At 40.0% G+C, this 26149-nt stretch carries 24 protein-coding genes and 1 pseudogene; 4 read left to right on the plus strand and 21 right to left on the minus strand.

Features of this window, described 5'->3' with window-relative positions; all coding sequences use genetic code 11:
- The 7 genes from AB5706_RS10190 to AB5706_RS10220 all read right to left on the minus strand — a co-directional run.
- Positions 1-782 (minus strand): ABC transporter permease (locus AB5706_RS10190; protein WP_368366053.1); only part of this gene is annotated, 782 nt, incomplete at its 3' end.
- On the minus strand, positions 775-2307 hold the full coding sequence (locus AB5706_RS10195) for a sugar ABC transporter ATP-binding protein (RefSeq protein WP_148461522.1): 1533 nt from the start codon (positions 2305-2307) through the stop codon (positions 775-777). The genes AB5706_RS10195 and AB5706_RS10190, both read right to left, overlap by 8 nt.
- A gap of 201 nt (positions 2308-2508) precedes the next feature.
- Entirely contained in the window at positions 2509-3147 is a 639-nt protein-coding gene (locus AB5706_RS10200; RefSeq protein WP_368366054.1) for a bifunctional 4-hydroxy-2-oxoglutarate aldolase/2-dehydro-3-deoxy-phosphogluconate aldolase, read from the minus strand.
- Positions 3148-3174: 27 nt separating this feature from the next.
- Positions 3175-4227, minus strand: coding sequence for a sugar kinase (locus AB5706_RS10205; RefSeq protein ID WP_187565238.1), 1053 nt, complete (start codon positions 4225-4227; stop codon positions 3175-3177).
- Between the two features lie 2 nt (positions 4228-4229).
- Positions 4230-5975 (minus strand): dihydroxy-acid dehydratase, encoded by a 1746-nt coding sequence (ilvD, locus tag AB5706_RS10210; protein ID WP_195380074.1) that lies wholly within the window; start codon positions 5973-5975, stop codon positions 4230-4232.
- 18 nt (positions 5976-5993) lie between these two features.
- The gene (locus AB5706_RS10215) at positions 5994-6230 is read right to left on the minus strand and encodes an HPr family phosphocarrier protein (RefSeq protein WP_118577612.1); all 237 of its coding nucleotides are present in this window, start codon (positions 6228-6230) and stop codon (positions 5994-5996) included.
- Positions 6231-6243: 13 nt separating this feature from the next.
- Positions 6244-7599, minus strand: a complete 1356-nt coding sequence (locus tag AB5706_RS10220) for a GntP family permease (RefSeq protein WP_368366055.1) — start codon at positions 7597-7599, stop codon at positions 6244-6246.
- Positions 7600-7877: 278 nt separating this feature from the next.
- Between AB5706_RS10220 and AB5706_RS10225 the strand changes: the two genes are divergently transcribed.
- Both AB5706_RS10225 and AB5706_RS10230 read left to right on the plus strand, forming a co-directional pair.
- Positions 7878-8567: a FadR/GntR family transcriptional regulator gene (locus tag AB5706_RS10225; protein ID WP_227198684.1), complete on the plus strand. Its 690-nt coding sequence runs from the start codon at positions 7878-7880 to the stop codon at positions 8565-8567.
- Between the two features lie 21 nt (positions 8568-8588).
- Complete coding sequence (locus AB5706_RS10230; protein WP_368072524.1) at positions 8589-8672, plus strand: DUF6783 domain-containing protein; 84 nt, start codon at positions 8589-8591, stop codon at positions 8670-8672.
- A gap of 6 nt (positions 8673-8678) precedes the next feature.
- Here AB5706_RS10230 and AB5706_RS10235 read toward each other — a convergent pair whose 3' ends face one another.
- The 14 genes and pseudogenes from AB5706_RS10235 to AB5706_RS10300 all read right to left on the minus strand — a co-directional run bounded on the left by AB5706_RS10235 (position 8679) and on the right by AB5706_RS10300 (position 22509).
- Positions 8679-8801: an HAD family hydrolase gene (locus AB5706_RS10235; RefSeq protein ID WP_173769882.1), complete on the minus strand. Its 123-nt coding sequence runs from the start codon at positions 8799-8801 to the stop codon at positions 8679-8681.
- Positions 8802-8830: 29 nt separating this feature from the next.
- Positions 8831-9649, minus strand: a pseudogene (locus tag AB5706_RS10240) (IS256 family transposase); the annotation flags it as partial.
- Positions 9650-9824: 175 nt separating this feature from the next.
- Entirely contained in the window at positions 9825-10697 is an 873-nt protein-coding gene (locus AB5706_RS10245) for a YitT family protein (RefSeq protein ID WP_227198683.1), read from the minus strand.
- Positions 10698-10758: 61 nt separating this feature from the next.
- Positions 10759-11511, minus strand: a complete 753-nt coding sequence (locus tag AB5706_RS10250; protein ID WP_227198682.1) for a GntR family transcriptional regulator — start codon at positions 11509-11511, stop codon at positions 10759-10761.
- A gap of 179 nt (positions 11512-11690) precedes the next feature.
- A complete protein-coding gene (locus AB5706_RS10255) occupies positions 11691-12671 on the minus strand; it encodes an SIS domain-containing protein (protein ID WP_118577618.1) in 981 nt (326 codons plus the stop codon).
- Between the two features lie 38 nt (positions 12672-12709).
- A complete protein-coding gene (locus AB5706_RS10260) occupies positions 12710-13702 on the minus strand; it encodes an SIS domain-containing protein (protein WP_227198681.1) in 993 nt (330 codons plus the stop codon).
- Positions 13703-13732: 30 nt separating this feature from the next.
- Positions 13733-14602 (minus strand): PfkB family carbohydrate kinase, encoded by an 870-nt coding sequence (locus AB5706_RS10265; protein WP_177297924.1) that lies wholly within the window; start codon positions 14600-14602, stop codon positions 13733-13735.
- 5 nt (positions 14603-14607) lie between these two features.
- Complete coding sequence (locus tag AB5706_RS10270; protein ID WP_227198680.1) at positions 14608-15444, minus strand: carbohydrate ABC transporter permease; 837 nt, start codon at positions 15442-15444, stop codon at positions 14608-14610.
- Positions 15441-16331: a carbohydrate ABC transporter permease gene (locus AB5706_RS10275; RefSeq protein WP_227198679.1), complete on the minus strand. Its 891-nt coding sequence runs from the start codon at positions 16329-16331 to the stop codon at positions 15441-15443. Before AB5706_RS10275 ends, AB5706_RS10270 begins: the two co-directional genes overlap by 4 nt.
- A 59-nt stretch (positions 16332-16390) precedes the next feature.
- Positions 16391-17698: an ABC transporter substrate-binding protein gene (locus tag AB5706_RS10280; protein WP_227198678.1), complete on the minus strand. Its 1308-nt coding sequence runs from the start codon at positions 17696-17698 to the stop codon at positions 16391-16393.
- Between the two features lie 289 nt (positions 17699-17987).
- The gene (locus AB5706_RS10285; RefSeq protein WP_195379560.1) at positions 17988-19376 is read right to left on the minus strand and encodes a glycoside hydrolase family 32 protein; all 1389 of its coding nucleotides are present in this window, start codon (positions 19374-19376) and stop codon (positions 17988-17990) included.
- Positions 19377-19459: 83 nt separating this feature from the next.
- On the minus strand, positions 19460-20305 hold the full coding sequence (locus AB5706_RS10290) for a carbohydrate ABC transporter permease (protein WP_195379561.1): 846 nt from the start codon (positions 20303-20305) through the stop codon (positions 19460-19462).
- A complete protein-coding gene (locus AB5706_RS10295; RefSeq protein ID WP_148461513.1) occupies positions 20302-21183 on the minus strand; it encodes a carbohydrate ABC transporter permease in 882 nt (293 codons plus the stop codon). The genes AB5706_RS10290 and AB5706_RS10295 overlap by 4 nt, the downstream gene beginning before the upstream one ends.
- A gap of 24 nt (positions 21184-21207) precedes the next feature.
- Positions 21208-22509, minus strand: coding sequence for an ABC transporter substrate-binding protein (locus AB5706_RS10300; RefSeq protein WP_195379562.1), 1302 nt, complete (start codon positions 22507-22509; stop codon positions 21208-21210).
- Between the two features lie 294 nt (positions 22510-22803).
- Between AB5706_RS10300 and AB5706_RS10305 the strand changes: the two genes are divergently transcribed.
- Positions 22804-24534 carry a sensor histidine kinase gene (locus AB5706_RS10305; protein ID WP_195379563.1) on the plus strand — a complete coding sequence of 577 codons (1731 nt, stop codon included), beginning with the start codon at positions 22804-22806 and terminating at the stop codon, positions 24532-24534.
- Positions 24531-26099, plus strand: a complete 1569-nt coding sequence (locus tag AB5706_RS10310) for a response regulator (RefSeq protein WP_195379564.1) — start codon at positions 24531-24533, stop codon at positions 26097-26099. Before AB5706_RS10305 ends, AB5706_RS10310 begins: the two co-directional genes overlap by 4 nt.
- Positions 26100-26149: the final 50 nt, after the last annotated feature.

Here is a 26149-nt window from a genome sequence, read left to right on the forward strand (position 1 = left end):
TCGTACATGTTTCCAGCTTCCATATTTCCCATACCAGCCTGTGCGCAAAGGATAAGACCAACTACACAGGAGCATACGGAGCTTACCAGATAAGTCTTTACTGTGGTGGAAACTACGTTTACACCAGAAAGCTTTGCCGCGTCCACGTTAGAACCGATTGCGTAAATATGACGGCCTGTACGTGTCTTGGATAAGATAAAGAAAAATATAACAAAAATAACAAGTGCGATCCAGAATGTGTTATAAATGCCAAGCGTTTTACCGTAATAAAAACAATTTTGGAATGCATCAGCCGTTTCTTTTCCAACACCTGTTGCAATGGCATCTGTATTTCTGTTTCCGTTTACCATGTAGGCAATTCCTCGTGCTACGAACATGGTTCCCAGAGTTGCAATAAATGGAGGGAGTTTAAATTTTCCAACCAGATATCCATTTACCACACCAACTACCAGACAGGCAATAAGTGCGATCACAATTGCAAGGAATGGTACCATTCCTGTTGTCATTAAGGTAGCTGCGATCATGGCGCTCATTCCGACCATGGATCCGATTGACAGGTCAATGTTTCCAGTGATCAGTACGTAACTTTGTGCAATACCGATCAACAGGTACTTGGACATGGAACGCAGCAGGTTCAACATATTCTGTCCTGAAAAAACCGCCGGGTTAATGATACCAAATGCGATATAAATAATGATCAGCCCCACGAATGCGGTAAGTGCTGCCCCCATTCCCCTGATTCCCAATAATTTCTTTAAAGGGCGTTGCTGTTTACTATTCATTTTTACTTCCTCCCTCAGTTTCCTTAATACTCTTGTTTTCAAAGGATGTTGCCATTGTAAGGATCTCGTCCTGGGTGGCTTCCCTTGCTGAAACCTCACCGGTGATACGTCCGTCACACATTACGATGATACGGTCTGCAATTCCCATGACCTCCGGCATTTCAGAGGATACAAACATAACTGCAATTCCCTGTTTTTTCAGCTCATTCATCAGATTGTAAATTTCTACCTTTGCGCCAACATCAATTCCTCTTGTGGGCTCATCAAAGATAACAACCCTTGAATCTCTTGCGAGCCATTTTCCAACAACTACTTTCTGCTGGTTTCCACCAGAAAGATTGCCGGAATCAATTTCCACATTCGGTGTTTTAATCTGGAGATCCTTCACTGCTTTTTCGCAAAGAGCATCTTCTTTTCCTGAGTTTATCACACCCATCTTATTGCATACAAGGTCAAGATTTGGCAGTGCCAGGTTCTGACGGATGCTCAGTTTCGTACAGAGACCGTCTTTTTTACGATCCTCAGGAGCAAGCACAACACCGTTTCGAATGGCATCCATTGGACAGTTGACTTCGATTTTTTTACCATCCACATAAAACTCTCCGCTGTCTTTCGGATCAACACCGAAGATGGCTCTTGTAGTCTCCGTTCTTCCGGCTCCCATCAGTCCCGCAAATCCTACGATCTCGCCTTCATATAAAGAGAAGTTGATATCTCGGACCATTTTTCCGGCATTGAGATTTTTCACTTCAAAAATCTTCTTGCCTTTCCTGCATTCCACTCTCGGGAATTTTTCTTTGATTTCACGGCCTACCATATTTTTGATAATGTAGTCCATGTCCATGTCTTTGAAATTACCGTCTGTTATGTATTGTCCATCTCGCATGATGGTAACTCTGTCCACGATATGGGACAGTTCTTCCAGTCTGTGTGAAATGTATACGATTCCTCTTCCTTCGTCCCTCAGCTTTCGGATGATACGGAAAAGATCATCAATTTCTTTTGCTGTCAGAGAGGATGTAGGCTCGTCCATGATCAGGATCCTTGCATCGATGGAAAGTGCTTTTGCAATTTCAACCATCTGCTGTTTGGATACTGGCAGATCTCCTACGATCTGATCCGGACTGATGTCGATTCGAAGATCGTCCAGAACCCTCTTGGCTTCTTTCCGCATCTTCGCATTATTTAAGGATAAACCACCTTTTACTTCTCTTCCAAGGAACATGTTCTCCGTTACTGTTAAGTGCCTGCACATGTTCAATTCCTGATGGATAATGGCTACTCCTGCTTCCTGGGCCTGCTTTGGTGTTAGGTCGTCATAGGATTTTCCGAAGATTTCCATCGTTCCTTCGTCTCTGGTATATACACCGCTGAGGATTTTCATCAGGGTCGATTTTCCGGCTCCATTTTCTCCCAGCAGCGCCATGACTTCTCCAGAACGCAGCTCAAATTTTACATGATCCAGAGCCTTAACACCCGGGAAACTTTTGCTGATATTGTTCATGGAGACAATGACCTCATTCATTCCATTCCCTCCTTATTTATTTGTTTTTGTTTTCCTTTGTTGATATTATCTTAACTCATACGATGGGGTTGGGATAGAGGGGGAGAGTTTGGGTTTATAGGGGTTTTTTTATTGTATGAAGGGTATGTGTGTAAAAAACAGGACCCTGTTTTCATGCAGGATCCTGTTTTTTGTGAATATGAATATGTGTAATACCTCCGATTATTTTCGGATGGAATCAACCAGTTTTCGTGCTTCTGCTGTCAGTTCTCTGATCTTGTCAAATTCTCCGTTTTTTACAAGCTCTCCTTTTACCATCCAGCTTCCGCCGCAGCATATAATTTTGTCGAAAGAAAGATAATCTTCCAGATTTTTTGCATTGATACCGCCAGTGGGCATAAACTTAATTCCCACATAAGGTGCAGCCATAGCCTTGATCATGGCAACTCCGCCTGCCGGTTCTGCCGGAAAGAATTTTACCACCTTAAGGCCTCTTTTTACTGCCTGCGCAACCTCAGACGGTGTGACGCAGCCTGGGAAAACAGGAATTTCTTTTTCCAGACAGTAATCTACGATCTCCGGATCAAATCCAGGGCTTACAATGAACTTCGCACCAGCTGCAACAGCTGCATCCACCTGCTCTCTGGTAAGAACAGTTCCTGCTCCTACAAGCATCTCCGGAAACTGTTCTGTCATCAGACGGATTGATTCTTCTGCTACTTCTGTACGAAATGTAACTTCTGCACATGGAAGTCCACCTTCAACAAGTGCCTTTGCAAGGGGTACTGCATCTTTTGTATCTTCCAGCACAACTACCGGAACAACACCAAGCTTCTGAAACTTCTCTGCTATATCCATCATTTGAATTTCCTTTCACTCAAAAACATGTTATCTTTTTATATCAAAATTCATTTCCATCACATGTCTGATCAGGGAAACATCATCTGTAATATTTCCGTCACCATGAATGGTATGCTTCACTGCACTGGCTGCAACACCAAAGTTCACAATATCTTCCGGTGTATATTCATTCATCAGAGCATAAATAATACCACTTACAAATGCATCTCCACCCCCAACACGGTCAAGAATATGGAAGGTAAGCCGTTTGCTTTCATAAATCTTTCCGTTTATCCAGAGATAGGCCATAAGGCTGTTCTCACTGCAGCTGTGTGCAAAACGCACATGTCTTGCAACGCATTTGATATTCGGATATCTCTCTACAAAAGCCTTGAATACTTTTTCCTGCTGTTCACGGTCCGGCTGGAATGGAACACCATCCTTCACATCACCTGCGGTATGATCTTCTTCATTTTTCCAGATGTGGTAAGGCTCGATTCCAAAAAGAACATCTACATATGGAAGGCAGAGGGTACAGAAATCTCTTGCTTCCTCCCAGCTCCACAATGTACTTCTGAAATTTCCGTCAAAGCTGACGGTCATGCCGTTTTCCTTTGCTGTTTTCAGGCAGGTCAGGATCAGTTCACCGCAGCTTTTTCCAAGTGCAGGTGTAATGCCGCTCAGATGAAGCCAGGTGTAACCTTCCAGAAGTTTTTTCACATCTGTTTTGCTGAAATCATATTCGGAAAAGGCACTGTGCTTTCTGTCATACACCACTTTACTTGGACGGATTCCGTAACCAGTCTCAAGATAATAGGTTCCAAGCCGATGTGTCGGTGTCTCTTCTTCTGTTGAATAAACTACGCTGTCGCAATTTACATCATTGCTTCGCAGCATACGTACAGCACTTTTTCCAAGACTATTTCCCGGAACTACTGTAAAGAATGAGGCATCTACTCCAAGATTTGCAAGGGAGAGGGCCACATTGGCCTCACTTCCCCCATATCTTGCCTCAAAAGATGTTGCGGTTCTGATTTTTTCATAATCTGGCGGAGTCAGCCGAAGCATGATCTCGCCGATGGTAATAAATTTATGCTTCATAATCAATACTCCAGATAAGCTCCCTTCATTGGACTTGCAGCATGCTGGCTGAAAAGTCTCAGGACACCTTTTTTGTATTTCATTTCACGTGGTTTCCAGTTTTTACGTCTTTCTGCAAGAATCTGGTCGATTTCCTCCATAGACTTGCGTTCTCCTGCGATTCCGATGATGTTCAGTTTCCTTTCCATAACATCAATTTCGATAAGGTCTCCCTCTTCCACAAGAGCGATCGGACCTCCGTCAACAGCCTCCGGGCTGCAGTGTCCAATAACCGGGCCGGTAGATGCTCCTGAGAAACGTCCGTCTGTGATCAGGGCAATGCTCTTTCCAAGTTCCTTATCACTGCTGATTGCCTCAGAAGTGTAGAACATTTCCGGCATTCCGCTTCCCTTTGGTCCCTCGTAACGGATGAAGACTGCATCACCCTTCTGAACCTTATGCTTCAGAACTGCATCCAGACATTCTTCTTCGCTGTCAAATGGTCTTGCGCGGAGAACGGATTTGAACATTTCCTTCGGGCATGCAGTGTGTTTGATCACGGCACCTTCCGGAGCAAGGTTTCCACGAAGAACTGCGATACTTCCATCTGTTCCGATTGCTTTGTCATATGGACGGATGATGTCTTCCTTCGTAACATTTACATTGTAACGTTTGTTAAATTCCTGAAGCCATTTATCACATTTTTCATAGAATCCGTTGTTCTTCAGTTCTTCCAGGTTTTCTCCTAATGTCTTTCCGGTAACTGTCATGACATCCAGGTGGAGATGCTCTTTAATCTCCTCCATGATTGCCGGTACACCACCTGCATAGTAGAAGCACTCTGCTGGCCATCGGCCTGCCGGACGTACATCCAGAAGATATCTTGCATTTCTGTGCAGCTTATCAAAGGTATCACCTGTGATCTCAATGCCAAACTCATGGGCAATTGCCGGAAGATGAAGCAGACAGTTGGTGCTTCCTGAAATTGCAGCATGAACAAGAATTGCATTCTCAAAGCTGTCCATAGTTACAATGTCAGAAGGACGCATATTTTCCATCTGGGCAATTCTCACTGCCTGTCTTCCAGCTTCTCTTGCAAAGTCAAGAAGGTCAGGGCTGGTTGCCGGCATCAGGGCTGTGCCTGGAAGTGCAAGTCCAAGTGCCTCTGCCATAATCTGCATGGTAGATGCAGTTCCGATAAAGGAACATGCGCCACAGCTTGGGCATGCATTGCATTTTGCCCAGTCAAGCTTCTCTTCATCAATTTCGCCACGCTCGAATTTTGCGCTGTACATTCCAAGCTGCTCCAGTGTCAGCATTTCCGGTCCGGCATTCATGGTTCCACCTGGAACAAATACGGAAGGAATGTTTACTCTGGCAAGTCCCATCAGATTTCCCGGAACACCTTTGTCACAGCTTGAAAGGTATACACCTGCGTCAAAAGGAGTAGCATTTGCATGGATTTCGATCATATTGGCGATCATCTCACGGCTGGCCAGACTGTAGTTGATTCCATCTGTTCCCTGGCTTTCACCGTCGCAGATATCGGTACAGTTATAACGTGCTCCGAAACCGCCTTCTTCTGCGATTCCTTTGCGGACTTCTTCTACAAGGATATTCAGATGTCCGCTTCCCGGATGGCTGTCACCATAGGTGCTTTCAACCATAACCTGGACTTTTCCAAGATCTTCTTTTGTCCATCCTGTTCCAATACGCAGCGGATCAAGCTCCGGTGCAAGTTTTCTCATTTCCTGACTTTTTAACTGCATGATTTTTTCCTCCATTTTTTATTCTCTGATAAGCTTTAAACTTTCCAGTGTTTTCCTGAGTTTCTCTTCGTCCTCTTCTTCTGCTCCAAGTTCTACATCATCAAATGTGGGAAGACTGAACACCCCCAGCATTGATTTCGCATCTACAATATATCTTCCACAGATCAGATCTACATTTTTCTCACATCCTGATGCAGCCTGCACCAGATGCTTGGCATCACACATATCTCTTAAATAAACCGGTATCTTTATCATTGCGTCCTGCCTCCTATGCAAAGATTGAAACAATAAAGCTTACAATAAGTGCCGTAACACCGATCAGTGTTTCCATGATCGTCCAGGATTTCAGGGTTGTCTTTTCGTCAATCTCAAGGAATGAAGTTACCAGCCAGAAGCCTGCATCATTCACATGGCTCAGTGCAGTTGCGCCACCACAGATTGCACAGCACATTGCTGCTCTGTAAATCATACTGGTATCCATTACAGCCGGCATGGTTGCCATAATTCCGGATGCCATTGTCATCGCTACAATCGAACTTCCTACAGAAGCTCTGACCAGAAGTGCAATGAGAAATGCGATCAGGATTAATGGAAGTCCACTCTTCTCCAGAACCGGTCCGATAATGTTTCCAAGGCCGGAATCCTGAAGCATCCATCGGATCACTCCGCCGCTGGCAATTACCAGAAGGATCATGCCTACCGGTCTGAGTGAATGGTCCAGGATTTTCTTTAACTGCGCACCGGTAAATCCTCGTTTGATTCCCAGGAAATACATAGATGCTAGTGTCGCAATGGTTAATGCAAGGAATGGTTTTCCTATAAATCCAAGAACATCCTTTACCCCTTCTGGAAGCGGCATATACTTAGATAATGTGCTGAGAAGGATCAGAACAAGCGGAATCAGGATCACACCTAATACCAGGCCAAAAGGCGGAAGGTCTTTTCCATCATCTTTAATCTCTTCCACATTTGCCGGAAGCTCTGTATGAATCTTGTTACCAATGAAACTTCCCCAGAAGATTCCGGAAACCATCATGCAGATCAGTGCTGTCGGAACTCCTACCATGATCATGGTTCCCAGGTTCACGCCAAGGGCATTTGCCACAAGTACCGAGCCTGCTGAAGGTGGAACAAAAGCATATCCACTGGCCAGACCGGAAAGAAGGGGAATCGCATAATACAGTGTGGATTTTTTCGTCTGCTTCGCAACACTGAACACCAATGGGATCAGCACCACAACACCCGCTTCAAAAAATACGGTGGTACCAATTACAAGTCCCGTAAGTCCAAGTGCCCATCCGGCTTTTTTCTGACCAAATTTACCGATCAATGTCTCTGCGATTCTCTGGGCTCCTCCGCTTACCTCCAGAATTCCGCCAAACATGGAACCAAGTCCTACCAGAAGCGCAATTCCCTGCAATGTCTTTCCAACACCTTTTTCTACTGTGTCCGAGATCATCGTAAGCGGCATTCCTGCTCCCGCTCCAATGATGATTGCGGAAATCATCATTGACAGAACCGGATGAAGCTTAAATTTGATGATCAGTACCAGCAGAACCACAATTCCCACCGCCGCCGCGATCATCAGTCTCATTGGATCTGCCGCAAAAGTTGTTTCTTCCATTTTTCTTTTTACCTCCTTGATTCATCTGATGTTTTACAATCTTTCTATGAATTCATCTGACCTATTTGCTGATTTTTATGTATTTTTTCCTTTAGTCACTGTTTTTTCTCTGAATTCATCTGATGTATTTATGATATAATCTATTCGTTAAAAACGCAATACGGAATTTTATCTAAAATTTTGTATCTTTTTTTGTGCAATTTAGCGTTTTGACATTGGATTTAAAAAACATTATCATAGAAAATAAGAATTATTACATTAGAAGCGGAGTAAGTCATATGATGAATTTGTTATCAGAAGAAAAAAGCCTTCCCCAAAAAATATCAGAGGATATTATTGCACTTATTTTAGAAGAAAATTTACAGCCAGGAGATAAATTACCGAATGAAACCATTCTTTCTGAGCGTCTGAATGCAGGAAGAAGTTCTGTACGGGAAGCCATGAAGCTTCTCGCATCCCGAAATATTGTTACGATCCGCCAGGGCTCTGGTACCTATATTGCCTCTTCCCCCGGAATGGTGGATGACCCACTGGGCTTTACCTTTATCGGCAATAAGCAAAAGCTGATCAATGACCTTCTGGAAGTGCGCTTTCTCCTTGAACCCCCTATTGCTGCAATGGCAGCCACACGCGCCGATAAAAAAGACATAAAAAAAATCACCGCGCTTTGCGATGAAGTAGAAGACTTATTAAAAAAACATGAAGACCATACACAAAAGGATATAGATTTTCATGCAGCCATTGCTTTGAGCAGCAAAAACGTTGTGGTTCCAAGACTGGTTCCTGTGATTAACAGCTCAATCCCTCTGTTTGTAGAGACCACCAGAGGTACACTGCTGGAAGAAACCATCGAGACCCACCGTGAGATTGCGGATGCCATTGCCGCACATGACCCGCTCCGCGCACAGGATGCCATGTATCTGCATCTGGTTTATAACCGTAAGAGAATTCAGATGATTGGAAAGTGAAACCAGAGAGCCAGAGCGTGTTTGAAAAAGGCTTTCTGCAAGATGTGCGTCACAATTTGTGGGCGATTCGCCCGGATGCGATTACACGTTTATATTGCCAGGTAGCCTTTATTACAAGGCTACCTGGCAATATCTCTCTAAAAACACAGCTGCACCATCTTCATCGCAGTCTGATGTTATCTCATCTGCTGCACGCTTTACACTTTCTTTCGCATTTCCCATTGCAACTGCCATATGAACCTGTTCGAACATTTCCAGATTGTTCTCAGATCATTATAATTTACATATTTGAAAGAATTGCGTAGCATATGGATCACACATCTCTGAATCTCTGCCTGCGGATAAACTGCCTGAATAGCTTCTTTAAAACCCGGAAGACCATCCACGCAGAAGAAAAGGACATCTTTTACTCCGCGGTTCTTAAGATCATTAAGCATCCCAAGCCAGAACTTGCTGGTTTCATTTGCGCCTACTGTGATGCCGAGGATATCTTTGTATCCCTCCACTGTAACGCCAAGAACTACATACGCAGCACGACTCAGAATCCTGCCATCCTCACGTACTTTATAATGAATACAGTCCATAAAGACAAACGGATAAACCGGGTTCAGAGGACGGGACTGCCATTCCTTAACCTGAGGAAGTATTTTGTCTGTGATCTTGCTGACCATTTCAGCTAATAGCTCAATTCCATAAAGATCCTGGAGCTGGTCGTGGATGTCACGTGTACTCATACCACGGGCATATAAAGATATCACTTTTTCCTCAATCCTGGAAATATCTCTCTGGTATTTAGGGATGAGTTTTGGTTCAAACTCACCATTACGGTATCTTGGTACGTCGATTTGAAATTCACCATATTGACTCTTTAAGTTTTTTGTAGAATGACCATTTCTTTTATTGTCTGTCTGTAGATCTCCCTTATGGTTTTTCTCGTAGCCAAGAGTTGCATCCATTTCTGCCTCCATCAGCTCCTGCAGGATATCCTTGAAACGGTCTTTCAGAAGCGTGTATATATCTGCAACGCTATTAATGTTGTTTTCTGAGATGATCTGTCGAATTTGTTCTTTTGCAACTGCCATAAAAAATACAAACTATTTTACACTACCTGAGACTTTGATTAGTGCGACAGCTCTTTTTTAAAATCATATTCCAACATCGCTTCTGAATTATCCATCATTTTATTCAGAGTTCCTCATTCTGGAAGCTTCACATTATTCTTTTCCTGACATAACATTGCCAAATAACACTGTATTCTTAATTAACAACACCAGGTTCAATAAACCCCTCCCCCAGTACCTCATTTGAATCCATAATGACAACAAAAGCTTCAGGATCTATCAACAATACATTTTTTCGAATAATATACAATTCTTTATTATTACAAGCACAAAGCACTATTTTCTTATGATTATGTGTATAACTGCCTTCCGCCCAAAGAAATGTTGCCCCTCTTCCTACTTTTTGTGCAATCATCTGAGCAATTTGCTCTGGATAATGCGAAATAATCATCGTCATTTTTCCTGCTGAAAATCCATTCATTACTTTATCTATAACTACCGATATTAAGAAAGTAATTAAAATTCCAAGCAAAAGACTGTCTGCACTTTTTGACACTAGGCATACTCCCAAAATAATAACTGACGAATCAAGAATCAATGTTAATGAACCTAAAGAAAGATGGGGAAATTTTTTTCGCACAAGCATAATCATAAAATCAGTCCCACCGCTTGATGCATTTCTTGTATACATTAGAGCATAACCAATTCCTGATAAAGTCGCTGTACACAAAACTGCCAGAAGCGTTTCTCCAGTATATCTCGGAAACAATGGTGCAATATAATCTGTAAAAAAAGCAACACTTGCAATACACAGTATAGACTTTTCCAAAAATTCCCGTCCTAGTATTTTCCATGAAATAAGAGCCATCGGTATATTTAAGCAAACCACAGTCATACCTATAGGAATCCCAAATAAATGATAACCTATCAACCCTATCCCAGTAAACCCAACCATAGGAAAAGAAAATGCCGATGCAAAATTATATGTTGCAATACCAATCAGAAAACCAGAAAGTAAAAAAATCCCCAGATCCTCTAATTTTTTTTTAACCTTTTTCTCTAATTTCATTACAAGCCTCCACGTATTCTAAAAGAGCCGGAAACCACATTCAAGGCTTCCGGCTTTTTGTTTAATTACTGTTCACATGCTTTACCACATTCATTCGCGGACTGATATATTTAAATTTATCACCTCGCAGCACTGACTTGGTTCGATGGAAGGGCTTATCATATTGATCATACACAATTTCTTCCATCAATAAACAAGGTGTCCCTGTTTTTACTTTCAACTCCGCTGCTTCTTCTGGCGTAGCCTCGCACACACTAATTTCCATCACTGAGTTTCCAGACTGCAGTCCATACTTTTCAAGAAGGATCTGATACAAAGATGCATTATTCAAATCTTCTACAAGTATATTTTTCAAATGTCCTGGAAAATAAAGCTTTTCCAGCATAACAGGTACATCATCTGCTGTTCGCACACGCTCTACCAAAATAACCATTTCACCATTTTCTAATTTTAACAGCTGCCGATCTCTGTCTTTTGCCTCCTGAAGTGTGCATTTTAACGTCTTGCCTCCTGGAACTTTGCCATTACGTTTACAGAGATTGGTAAAACTATTTGGGCTTGAAAGATCCTCTGTCATCTTTTCTTCCTGCACAAATGTTCCTTTTCCCTGTTTTTTCGCCAGAACGCCCTCTTCCACCAGTTCAGCAAGTGCTTTCCGAACAGTCATTCGACTAATTTGATATTTTTCACTTAATTCCAATTCTGTCGGAATTTTCTGATTTGCTTTATAAATTCCCTCTTTAATTTCCTGAAGAAGCAAGTCCTTCAACTGTTTATATAGCGGAACAATACTCTGCGGATCTAATTCGTTCATAATGCACCTCATTCATCTGTATATGTCTCTAAACATATACGCTTTTATTTTATATTATATAATCTTTTTTCCGATCCAGCAAGCTTTCTAAGTATATTCCTCTAAAAGTTACCAGCGTTAGATATTTCACCTTCATCTAGGCTATCGTATTTCAAGCCAGTTCTATGCCATTTTCCCAATCAATAAGGAACATGCCACATATATCGGCGTACATATACGGAATGATTACGAGCATCTGCAAGACGGTGGCTGTATCTGCTCAGTACTCCGGTAAACACCAGCGGGCTTAAATACTCTGCAACTGTTGGGCCGAGTATATCAATACCAAACTCTTTACCATCCAACACTGTGATGCGTTTTCCATATTTTTTCAAGAAATCAACAGCTCTTTCATCCATTTCTCTTTCTCTTCCTACCCCCACAAGTACAAGAAATGGAACTTCCTTATCTACAACTTCAAATGGTCCATGGAAGAACTCTCCACTATGAATTGGATTTGAGTGAATCCACTGGCACTCCATTAAAATACATGTAGTTGTTGTATACGCTACGTTATAATTTGCGCCTGTGGCCATAACATGAAGCACTTTATCATCTTTATGTTCTTCTGCAAATCGGATAGCACCTGGCTCTGCATATTCACGTGCTTTTTTGATCACATCATCCAGTATATCAAAACCATGCTGCATGTCATCATAGTGCTCATATCCTTCCGCCTGCTGTAAAAGTTCTACTGCAAAACGCAGAGCTACTGCCATAGAACATGTGGAGTACTGATACTTCGGCTCATCACCATTAAAGAATACATAGTCTCCCTGCTCTGCAAGTGGAGAATCCTTCTTACCTACAATTGTAATAGACACTGCTCCCTTTTCTTTTGCTGCTTTTGCAGCTGCAACAGCCTCTGGTGTAGTTCCGCTTGCAGACAAGGTAACTACAATACAATTTTCGTCAAAAGCCTTAGGTGGACAAAGTACAAACTCTTTTGCAGTATACACATGACTATCTATTGTTGCTGACTCACACTTTAAGAAAAAGTCAGCAGTTGTTAATCCTGCTTTAGAACCACCGCAGGCAGCGAAGTAAATCGCATGAATACCTCCATTTTCCTTTCTTGAATCCAGAATTTCTTTTACGACTGCTTTATAATCGATTTTCATAATATGACCTCCTCAATTTTATTGTTTTATCTTTCACATCAATAATCCAGTTTGTGATAATATCTTCTGATTTCCATTGGATGCTTTCTTACATTTTCCAGGTGCACATTAATACGTGCATAAATAGCAGCCATTATCATTGGTGTCAAAATTTCTCTGAATGTGTCATCTATTCCAGGTGTATGATATTCTTTTGTATCAAATACTGTAATATTATCGCAGATTCTAGGTAAGAAACGTTCTACACGTTCTGCTTGAGCTCTGCCATGATCTTCCCCTTTAAACAGAGTTACATTCGTATCTTTTTCAATAATTTCAAGTGTACCATGGAAAAAGTCTGCACAGGAAATAGATTTTGTACGCATCCACAGCATCTCTTCCATGTAGCACATCGCATAGCTATAAGCTGCACCTTTTAACATTCCTCCGCCAACAACATAGTGCATACTGTCCTCACCATGTTTTTCTGCAAATTCTTCTGTTTTTTTATCCGCTTCTTTCTGCACATTAATTAATGCATCCCCTAATGATTCTGCCTGCTGATAAAAGAGATCATACAATTCGAATTCTCCCTTTTCTTTCATGAACGCCAGCATAGTCACAAGCAGCTTCAGATAAGCTCCACCTTTGCATGAAAACAAAATTTCAGTTTCTTTTGCCAGAGGAGAATCTTTTTCATCCACAAATCCAAAAATCGTAGCTCCTTTTTCCTTGCCATAACGCACAGCATCTGTCATTTCCGGAGTATTTCCTGTAGCCGATGTGATCACCATAACAGACTTTTCTCCAAGCTTTGTATTTCCTTCAGCTGTCAGATCCGCTGCATTTTCAAGATATATTTCAATTTTGGAATGTCCTTTAAGATAAGACATTAATTCTTCTGCAACTGCATATGTACCGCCAATACCTACGAGAAAAATATTGTTATAACCTTTCTCGCAAATTTTTTTCACAGCAGCTTCCACATCTTTGCGCAGTGCAAGTGTCTCTTCCACGTCTTTTTTGATTGCATCCTCATTAAACTTAAGCATTTTTTCCTCCTTTTATTTGCATTTCATTATTTACATTTCAATAGAAAGTCCCATACCAAAAGATCCTTCTCTTAAACAGTTACGTCCTGAAAAATCTGCTGCAGCTGCAAAAGCAACTTCTATCATAGATTCTGTAATGATACTGTCTTTGGTCCATCCTTCTTTTAACAAAGTTACCAAAAATGCGGCAAAGAAAGAATCTCCTGCGCCCATAGTATCTACGGCCTGTATTAATTTTGCCTGCCCCTTATGGCACAGACCATCTTTTGTTACCAACAGCTGTCCACCTTTTCCCCTGGTCATCAGCACATGTGCACCACCATATCCTTGTACTTTTTTGGCAAAGCTAATACACTCTTCATCCGACATATCTTCACAGGAAAACAGTGCCATATCTACCATTGGACTTACCTGTTTCAGATATTCATCCGTACGATATTTATCTTCAGATGAAAAATCAAAGCTGATAATCGGTCCTAATGCACGTACTCTTTCAATCTGATTTTCTACATGTGCATAGCAGGAACTGTGTACAAGCTGAAATGATTCTACATAGTTCAGATCTGCACTGCTCAACATAGGTGGGTACAAACTTCCAACACCATGTTTTTCTTCAAAATAACCACTAACAAATACTCTGTCACCATCAACAATGTTGACCGCAGCCCGTCCGGATACTCCATGCTTCACAGGACAATGTGAAATGTCTACATGCTTTTCTCTGGCACATTTCAGGATATGTTCTCCTATGACATCATCACCTACTGTTCCTAAAAATCCTGCTTCAGCGCCATTCTCCGCTGCATACACCGCTACATTAAATGCATTTCCTCCTGGAAACGCCATCTTTTTGTGAATATAATAATCCACACAACAATCACCCAAACCTAGTATTCTCATATTTTCTATCCTTTCACGCCTCCCTGTGCAAGCCCTCTGACAAACTGCTTCTGGAATATCAGAAAAACAACAACTACTACAGCAGCTGATATTGTCAATCCTGCAATCAAAACAGGATAATCTGTTCTTAAAGCAGTCTGCAAAGAAACCAGACCAACAGGGACTGTTTTTAACTTATCACTTTCTACAAATACCGTAGCAAACATATATTCATTCCATGCATGCATTGTGGCAAACAACGCTCCTGAAAATAATATTGGTTTGCTCATTGGTAACACAATTTTCGTAAACATTTGTATTACAGAACAACCATCCAACATAGCAGCTTCTTCCACAGATTTTGGAAGAGACAGCATATAAGAACGAAACAGCAGCACTGTAAACGGAAACTGAAATACACTATAGGAAATAATTAATCCAAGATATGTATTATACAATTTTAGTTTCTGCATAAGTTTAAACAAGGAAACCAGATTTACTTCTGGTGAAATCATCATTCCTGCCACAATCATAATAAATATGAGATTTTTCCCTTTAAACTCAAACCTGCTTAATACATAGGAGGCCAGTGAACAACAGAGCACAGTCATAATTACAGTTCCAACTGTTACAATGATACTATTAAAAAAATACTGACCAACACCATATTTCACAGCATATGCATAATTTTCCCAATGTATTTTATCTGGAAGTGACCACGGTGAAGACAAAAACTCCGTATTGTTTTTCACACTGGAGATCAACATCCATACAAGTGGTAATATAATAGCAACTGCAAACAGACAAAAGAACAGAAACACCAGTATTTTCCCAATGGAAGAATACCATCGATTATATTTCATTGTTCTGCCTCCTCTCCTGTTCTGGATAGCTTCATTTGTATCAAAGATAATACCAGAGTAATCACAAATATCACTACCGCATACGCACTTGCCACACCCATCTCATCGTTATTAAAAGCTGCCCTATACATTGCAGTGGCAAGAACCTCGGTTGCTCTTCCCGGGCCACCACCTGTCAGTATCTGTATCTCTGTAAAAATCTTATAACTTCCAATTGTTGTTATAAGTGCAGTTACCAACATAGACTCTTTACTCATAGGTAACGTTACGTACCAAAATTTTTTTACTGAACTGGCACCATCTATAAGTGCGGCATCATGAATTTCCTGCGGGATCTTCTGGATGCCAATCAGATCAAGCAGCATACAATATCCAACATTTTGCCACTGGGAAATAAAGATACAACAGAAAATTGCAAGACTCGCATCACCCAGCCAGCCGGGTGGATTTTGAACGTGGAAAACCTGTACCAATAATTGGTTCAGCGGCCCTGTATTAGGGTTAAAAATACATTTCCACAAAAGGCCAATAACTGACATAGAAATTAATGACGGAATAAATAACACTGTCCTGAAAAATTTCTGAAATTTTCTCATAAATATTTCTTCCAGGCAAGCTGCCATTACCATCGCCAAACCCACCTGACACACGACAGAAAGGATTGCATATATAGTATTATTGAACAGTATTCTTAAGAATCCTTTTTTCTGAAATATGGCCAAATAATTTGCTATTCCTACCCACTTCCTATCCGGTGAATAGGATACCCATTTATACAAACTACCTATAATTGTCTGTATCAGAGGATAATACACAAAAACAAGCAATCCTATAGTTACCGGTGCCAGGAACAGTACTATGATTTTTTTATTTTTATAGATACTCATTCCCGAATCTCCTTTTGCTGTCCATGGGAATTATCTATTCCCATGGACAGTTCGTTCTATTATTCTTCTGAATCACTCTGAACTTCTTCTGCAATTTCCTGCACCTCGGACATCAAGTCCTCTGGTGTCACAGATCCTGCAATTACCTCTTGCAGCCCAGGTACATAAACATCTGCAATCTTACTGTGAATATCTGCATCAAGCCAATTCGCAAAACCTGAAGCCTTACTGTAAATATCAACTGCCTGCAAAGTCAATGCATCTGAATTTTCTTCATTATGAATTCCCTGTACAGATGCCGGACTGGATAACTGTGTGATCATCCTCTCCTGCCATGGCTTGCTGGTCATAAGCTTCAGAAATTCAATGGCAACTTCCGGATTCTTACAGGATTTTGAAATCATAAATCCATCTGGTGAACCAGTTACCAGTTCCGGATCTCCATCTTCTCCCTCTGGGAATGGAATCTTAAATGCACCTGCATTAAGATTATTTTCTGCGCATCGTCTGAATTCAATAGACTGCATATACGTCATAGCTGCATTTCCTGTAAGGAAATCATTTCTTGCCACCTCGAAGTCTATAGAGTTCGTATTTTCTGTAAAATACCCTTTGTCATTCAAGTCTTTTAGCATATTCAGTGCCTGCACATATCCATCATCTGTAAATGTACCAGTCTTATAATTATTATCTACTGCACGTACATCACTTGGTACACACATACTGTTAAATGTGGAAATATAATGGCAAGCTGTCCAGGGATCACTGTTTCCCATAGCCAATGGCGTTATTCCTGCATCTTTAAACGTCTGGCATACGTTTAAAAATTCATCATATGTAGTCGGCACCTCTACATTATATTTTTCAAATAAATCTTTGTTATAAATCATCAGCTTGGCGTCAACTCGTACCGGTACTCCATAAATGCCTTCCTCATACTGAAATGGCTCAAGCGCAGCTTGGATAAAGCTATCTTTCCACTCAGAATCCTCTTCATAGTATTCTGTCAGATCCAGTGCACTTCCCGCTCTTGCAAACTTATATGCAAATTCACCGCTCCATGAAAAGAAAATATCAGGAGCATCATCTGCACCAAGCATAACCTTAAGTTTAGACTTATAATCCGGATCTCCAACATTCTCAACAACAATGTCCACATTTGGATGTGTTGACTCAAACTCTTCAGCAATGTCTTCAAAATACGGTGCCTCATCTACATTGATCCAGTTATGGAAAAGTTTTAATGTAACCTTTTCTCCACTGTCTTCCGATTTTGATGTAGCTGCATTTACGCTCGTTCCAAAACTAGCCATTGTCCCCACTACCATACATGCTGCAATTACCGTGCTTATTACTTTTCGTTTCATAAATTACCTCCTTTTAACATTTGTTTTAACGTTGTCTTGCTTTGTATGTATACATTATATGACATCTTATCTTGTATGTCAATAAGTACAATATATATTTTTGTTTTTTGTGATGTTGTTGTAATTTAGTGTGTAAAATGTATTAAATAGCGCTCATAATTGTGTATTTTGTATAAATCTTCATTCGAGTTACAACAATTCTCTAACGCCACACAAAAAAGGTACCATAAGATCAGCCCCGTCTTATGATACCTAAAAAATTATTTTTCAAACACACTCTAGTAAACTATCACTTTAAACCTATAGTAACCTTACAATTTGTAACCTTCAGGCTTCCCTCAGAAGCAAACAGGGATAAGCTTTCTCCCGGTCTCTTGTATGCTCGTGCATTCAAAGCCACACCATCAACATAAATGGTAGCAATTGTATCATCCACGATCATACGGATATTATATTTCTTTCCAGGGATCAGATCAATTGGTCTTTCCAGTCCGATGTTCTGATTTGCTGGCCATGGCCAGTTCGGTTTTTTCTCGAATACATAACGGTTCTCTGTAGTATTAAATACAAACTGATAAGATTCTGCTTTGTCCTCATCCTCATAAAATCTTACACCAAATGTTCTTGTACCATCAGAGAATTCCACATCTGCTTCGAACTTGAAAATGTCACCGGTATTTCTTCCAATAACTACTTCTGAGCTCTTAGTTGGTGTATCGATTACAAAATCGTCCTTCTTTTCCTCTTTGTCAAAAGCATTCCATACTGTTTCCGGAATTCTTACACCAAGAGTGCCGTCCTCTTTCTGGTATACCTCATGCGCCATGAAGGTTCCTGCCCAGATAAAGTTTTCGTCATCATCATCTTTGTCTTTCGTTGCAACCCAACCAAACAGAATTCTCTGTCCATTCAGTTCAAAGGTACGTCCTGCATAATAAGCTCTGCCATCAAATGCATCATCTTTCGGTGCGATCCATGGACCATTCAGGCTCTTGCTCATGCGGTAAACCATTTTGCTTCTGTCACTGTATTCTGTTACAATGTGATACCACCAGTCACCAATTTTAAACAGGTCTGGCATTTCATGCATGGTATAAAGGTCCGGTGCCCAGAAATCGCCTTCAAATTTCCAGTTCTTCAGGTCCTTGGAAGTAAATTTAACAGTTCTACCGGTCTGTCTTGTTTTCGGTCCCTGCAGTCTTGTTCCAAGAACCAGTAAGTACTGGTCATTTTCCTCGTCACGAATCACCCATGGATCTCTCCAGTCATCTGGATCATAGCCTTCCTGAGGTGTAAAGGTAAGAGCATCCTGAGTTTTGTGCCAGGTAACCAGATCATCACTATATGCATGCATCAGTACCTGAGACGGTTTTCCAAGAGCTGGATAATCACGGTTGTAACCGGTGTAGAAAATATGATACTGTCCTTCTGCTTCAAAAACACTTCCTGCGAAAATAAACTGATCCTGCTCTTCATCAGTTCCTCTTGGAATTGCCACACCACAGTCTTCATAGTGAACAAAATCAGAGGTTGTTGCTAAATCCCAGCCAAACGGCTCTCCAAATGGTCCCGGTTTTCTGGTGTCTCTCTGATGATATAAATAGAATTTATCCCCATGTCCAAATGGCATACAATCACCGAACCAGGTTTCCGGAAACTGATAGTATAATTTCTGCATAACAATATATTCTCCTTTTCTTTACAGGCATTCATGTATCGAATGCCTGTCCCATATGGTAAAAAAGTCCTTTTATCAATTAATTATCCTTTTACTGCGCCTCCCACGGTAAGAGAGTTTTCAATTTTGTCACTGAAGCACAGGTACAGAATAATTGTAGGTATACTGGCAATCATCATTGCTGCACCCATAGCTCCCCAGCTGGTACTGTGCTGTCCCACAAAGGTTGCGAGTCCTGCCGGCAAAGTTTTCAGCTCATTACTGGAAATCATAACCGTTGGAAGAATATACTCATTCCATATTCCCAGTGTGGCAAATAAAGCTCCTGAAGTGATTGCAGGTTTTACCAGTGGAAGCATGATTGAAAAAAAAGTTTTATAAATACTTGCTCCATCAATTACCGCTGCCTCTTCCAGTTCAGCAGGCAGAGCCCGAAAAGAGGATGAAATTATCATAAACGGAAATGCCAGATTAAAAGCAATATACGGCAAAATCAATGCCCAGTGAGTATTCGCAAGTCCCATGTTTTTGATAAGAACAGAAAGAGGAATCAGGCTGACCTGCAAAGGGATAAAAAGGCCGATTGAAATAAACATGGAGGCTGCTCCCTTTAACTTCCACTTCATTCTTGCTACTGCATAGGAAAATGGCAAAATCAGAATAAAAACACCAACCAACGCAATGGCAGTAGTAAGCAGACTGTTCTTAAAATATGTCATAATATCAAAGGTTGTAATTGCCTTTATATAGTTGCTCCATTGCGGATGCAAAGGAAGCCCAAAAGGATTTGAATAGAATATTTCATCGTTTGTTTTCAGCGAATAGCATGTCAGATATAATAGTGGGTATATGCTAAGGCAGGCAAATATCAATAATATAATTGTTTGTACCCAGGCCTTGTGAGATCTTACTTTGATTCTTTCCATCATTCATTTTCCTTCTTCTTGCTCATAAGCATGTTAATAACTGCAATCGAAGCCAGACACATAAGCATTAGCGATACTGCTGAAGTACAGCCATATCCATATTTTCTAAGTTTGAATGCACTGCGGAATGTCATATAAGTCAGGCTATATGTAGCAGTTCCAGGACCACCTTGAGTAAGCAGCTGCATCTGCGAATAAATATTAAATCCACCTGTCACAGCAAAGATCAGACAGTTTCTCAGCGTATCTCTCAGCATAGGCAAAATAATGTAAAAATTTGTCTGCCATCTGGTAGCACCATCAATACGACTGGCTTCAATATAATCTGTTGGAATAGAATTTGCCGCTGAATAAATAATTACAAATTGATATCCCATGTACTGCCATGCGTTTACAAATGCCACGACCAAAATCGCCACATGCTTGTCTGACAGCCATTGCTGCTGGAAATCAAGACCTAATGCAGAGAAAATCTGATTGATCAGTCCAATTTCCGGATTTAATATGGAGGACCACAGCTGACACACTACTGTTACTGACAAAACAACTGGTATGAATAAACTGCTGCGAATAAATTTTCTGCACTGAATCCTCTTATCCATAAGCACAAGTGTCAGAAACGTTCCAAGAATTACTTCAAAAACAATCAGAACTCCTGCAACCAGAAAGCTATTGCGGAAAGATGTCCAGAATATTCTGTCCTGAAAAAGTTTTATGTAGTTTGCAAGTCCGGTAAATGTTTTGGTCGTCAATCCATCCCAGTCAAAGAAACTCATGATTACAGTTTGAAAGACCGGATAAAAGGCTATCAGCCCAAAGAAGATCAGACAAGGCAGTGTAAAAATCATTATTGCTTTCTTATCTGCCATCACCTTATTCATATATATTCACCTCTGTCTATACTCTTAGTTTCCACCAACGCTGTCTACGAGATCATCAATAGACACAATCACATCATCTGCATCCATTCCTGTAAGCATTTCCTGTAATAATTCTACAAAACTTGTGGCAAACTCAGCATTTTTCAAAGTGTGTGTCCATGCAGTCTGGAAATCCATGTTCTTTAATTCTTCAGCTTCTTTTTTTGCCAGTTCCGGAACCGGAGTATTCGGTTCAATAGAAGAATCTATATTAATTACAGTTGGAATTTTGGACTGATAGATATAGTTTCCTTCTACAGTACCCTCTGCCAAAATTGAAACGATATCAGCAACAAGCTCCGGATCCTCTGTATCAGAAGAAACAGCATATCCCTCATATGTAAAGCCACCGGAAAATGCATAGTAATTATCCTGCTCTTTTCCAGCATCAGCCATAGGATAGGATTCAAAATACCCTACATCATCGCCCATTTTTTCTACTAAAGAAGAAATATCCCAGTCACCGTTAATAAACATTGCTGCCTGACCTGACGTAAACAGATTCTGTGCTGTCTCATAGTCTGTAGATGTACATCCAGCCTGGAAGAATCCCTCATTTACAAGGTCAACCATTTTTTTAATGCCCTCTGCATATCCACTATCTGATGCATGAGCCTTTCCCTCTGATAAAGCCTTTAAACCAGCTGGATTTGATTTCAGCGCAAACATATCGAAAAATGCGCCGCTCACAAAACCTTCCTTGGCAAAAAGAGCACATGGAATGATATCATCTGCTACCAGTTCTTTCGTTGCCTCAAGAAGTTCATCATAATTTTCCGGTATCTTAATGTTATTATCTTCGAATACCTTTTTATTGTAATAGAGCAGAATTGCAGAAGCTCCGGAGTCCGGGAAAATATATGTTTTTCCATCATCATAGACTTCAGTTCCCTTTGCAGATTCGGTCATTTTATCTGCATATCCGGTGTCCTTTACATACTCGGCTACATCAAGTAAGCTGCCACTTGCTGAAAGTGATTCCACATCTCCGGCATTTACATGTGCAATATCAGGCATATCTCCTGTTGCGGCACGTGTCTTTAATGTCTGACCATCATCATTAGGATGTGCCTCAATTTCGAACGTTACATTTGGGTATTTCTCCTGAACTTTGCTGATTGCATAATCCAGAATCGGTTTCTCCGCTTCTGCATAATGTGCAAAAATTTTTAATTTCCGTTCAACATTCGTATCTGTTTCTGCATGCACATTTGCAAGTCCATAGCAGCCAAGTCCTGACAATGTAAGGACTGCCGACATCATAAAACTGATTACTCTTTTTTTCATTTCTTAATCCTCCTTTTTGATTACCTGTTGTATTTGATGGCTCTATTATCTTCGATTTCATTAACAATTTCCTGTGTTTTATAGGTTTGTTTTTGTAAAAAACAGGCTTCTTTTCTTCATCTGGAAAAAACAGGCTTCTTTTTAGAAAAAACAGGCATTTCTTTTGTTCAGCTTTAACTCTCCATACGATAATGTTATAATTCATTACAGGTTTACAGTACGTGAATCCTTAAAATTATTTTGTACTTATCTTATATTGTGAGATTACTTTATTTCGGAACCGGAGGAGAAATCATGTCTGCAAAACAATTGGCATTACCTGGCTTTACATTAAAAAAGAAACTGATTCTTATCATCATGTTTCTTGTATTGTTGCAAAACATTGTTTTACTTATTTTCGCCAATTACCAGTTTTCGCAAAAAGAGCTAAAAAGTTCTATAGAGCATATTCAGAATGAGTGTCATCTACTCGACAATGACATGAAAACCCAATATCATAATGTCATTCTCTGCTCAAATGAATTGATCAGTACAATCAACCAAACTCAAAGTTATTATTTTAGCAATCCGGCTAATTCCTACCTAAAGTCTGCTTTTAATTATAACCTGCACTTATTTTCTTTTGTAGACTCTGTGGTTTATCTCACTGTAAATGATAAAATTGTCTGCGCCGGTACCGACATGGAACCTGATCTCAGCAAAATCAAGGAAGAACTGCTTGATTCTATTCCTTCAACCGGGGTTCCGCAGAATCAGTTTCTCAATATACAGAAGCGTGCATATCTCGGAATCGATTCACCAGTTTTAACATTTTCAAAAAGAGTACTCAATATTAATACCGGAAAAACACTTGGTTATTTATTTTTAAACACAAAAGTTGCTACTATTTCTTCTATGTTTGACAATTTAAATCAAAACTATTATATAATCAACTCCAAACAGGGAATTGTGATTTCCAATTCAGAAAGCACTGCTTTGTGTCAGGCAGATCCTGACAGTTATTCTTTTATATATAGTGCTAAAACCGGTTCCCAGGTTATAAACATAGATAAAGAAAAGCACATGTTGACTTGGACTCCCACAGGTTTTCTTGATTATATTCTGGTCAATGAAACTCCACTAGAAAGCCTCAGATCCACTTTTGCCATAAATATGTTTTTACTGGTTCTTATCCTGATATTAAGCACAATCACTATTATTTTTCTGATTTCTGCTTTTACCAGACTTATTACAACCCCTTTGGAATATCTTTCTGAAAGAATGCAGCACGTTGAACTTGGAGATTTAAAAGTTCGCTCTAATCTTAAGCAAAACGATGAAATCGGAGATATATCCAATAATTTTAATACTATGGTTCACGAACTGGAAAAACTGACTGCACAAATCAAGCAGGATGAGCGTCAGAAACGAAAATATGAACTGTCCTTAATGCAGGCTCAGATCAATCCCCATTTCTTCTATAATGTATTGGATTTGATTTATATTTCCTGCTATCAAAAACAGGAAAAACAAGCAGCTACTGTAACAAAATATCTTGCAGATTATTATCGTTGTGTGCTCAGTAATGGAAAAGAACTGATTCCAATTCGGGAAGAATTCCGTATGCTGCAAAATTATCTGCTCATTCAGAGATACCGTTATGCTACTATTTTGGATTTCCAGATCGAAGCTGAACCAGAGGCAGAAAACTATATAATCCCCAAAATGACCTTACAGCCTCTTGTAGAAAATTCTTTATATCATGGAATAAAGGAAAAAACATCTCCGGGAATTATCACGATTATCTCCAGAGTACGGACTGACCATATTACTTTATGTGTTTGTGATAACGGAGTAGGAATGGAACAGGCAAAGCTTCGCCGTTATCTGAATTCTCCTGAAGCAGAAGATCATTTCGGACTGAAAAGTGTTTACAACCGACTTTTCCTTTACTACAATAACAAATGCAAATTTCGGATTTTCAGTCAAAAAGATACCGGTACAGCTGTTGTCATCTGTATACCAAAGAATTGGGAGGAATTATGATACGTGTATTAATAGCTGACGATGAACTATATTTTCGTAATTACATGCTTACTGCCGTAGACTGGCATTCCCTTGGTTTCCAGGTCTGCTGCCTTGCTCAGAACGGAGAGGAAGTTCTTTTTGAGCTTTCAAAAAATACTATTAATATTGTTTTTCTGGACATTAATATGCCCCATATCAATGGATTAACACTGGCAGAAAAAATCAAGGAAGAACATCCACATATTATGATTGTATTTATAACCGGATATTCCGATTTCTCATTTACCAGAAAGGCAATACAACTCCAGGTTGAAGACTATATGCTAAAGCCAATATCTCCGGATGAACTCTCTGAGCTTCTTCAAACTCTGAAACAAAAATATAAACAGAAGCAGCAGGAAACTATTCGCAAAAAAAAATTGCATGACTTTACCCTGGATAATTATATGTATTCTCTTCTTTCCTTCTCAAAAGAACCATCTGAATCTGATGATGGTGCAAAATATCTTTTTGACCAATGGAAAGTATCAGATATTTATCAGATTGCCATAGTAGAATTTAATTATATCTCCTGCCAGGAGCTTAATAAATTAAATTTATCTCTTCTGAAATTCAGTGTAAAAAACTGCCTGGATGAATTGATAAATTCAACAGTTAACTATTACTCTTTCCAGGATACTTATAATAACATTGTTTACCTTTTTAATTTTCAGACACAAAAAAGAGCGGAGAATTTTTCCTTTGATTTTATGAAAACCGTCAAAACATTCATTCAAAAATGGTTTTCTATAGACCTTGCTTTCGGAATTGGAACCATTGCAGAAGATTCTGGTCAGATAGCTGACAGCTACCAAAAGGCTTTACTTGCTTTACAATATAAGACATCGCAGGACAGTCCCATTTACCGCTATAGCAATAATAATCACATATTTTCACCACGCTTTGCTGGTTTGGATATTTACAACCGCTTTCTTATGGCATTGCGTCAGACATCATTGGAAGATGCGAAAGAAGTACTGCTGGAAATTGAACAACAGGTTTTGCTGCAGAATTCTGATATGTATACTGCTCAGCTTCTATTATCTCCGCTTTTTTCCATCATTCTTTCTTTTCTTTCTGAAAAAGAAATTAACATCAATGATGTGCTAGATAATGATCCTGTTTTATATCCAAATATTTTTCTGAAATCCTCAGCACATGACAGCTGTAATCTGTTGTTTCACATATGTCAGAAAGCGATTCTGCTTTCTGACAGTTCCAAGCCTTCACGTGCATCGGAAATAATTCATCTGGTTCAGGATTATATTCAGCAGCATTATATGGACGAAGAGTTATCAGTGAAACAAATTTCGGAAAATGTTGTTCTGGATGCCAGCTATATTCGGAAAATATTCAACAAATATATGAAATGCACCATTACAGATTATATACTTTCAGTCCGAATGGAACATGCCAGACGATTACTGGAACAGGGAAATACCAGTATTACAGAAGTTTCTTCTCTTGTCGGTTATAAAGATTCCGGTTACTTCAGCAAAGTATTCAAGAAATATTATGGAATCTCCCCTAAGCTATGCCGATAATCAAACAATGAAACAAACAGTGCTATGAGCACCTGGACGTTTCCCTTCAC

It is taken from the genome of Ruminococcus sp. RTP21484sp1_RTP21277st1_D2_RTP21277_210401 (assembly GCF_040924225.1).
Classification (GTDB): Bacteria; Bacillota; Clostridia; order Lachnospirales; family Lachnospiraceae; genus Blautia_A; species Blautia_A faecis.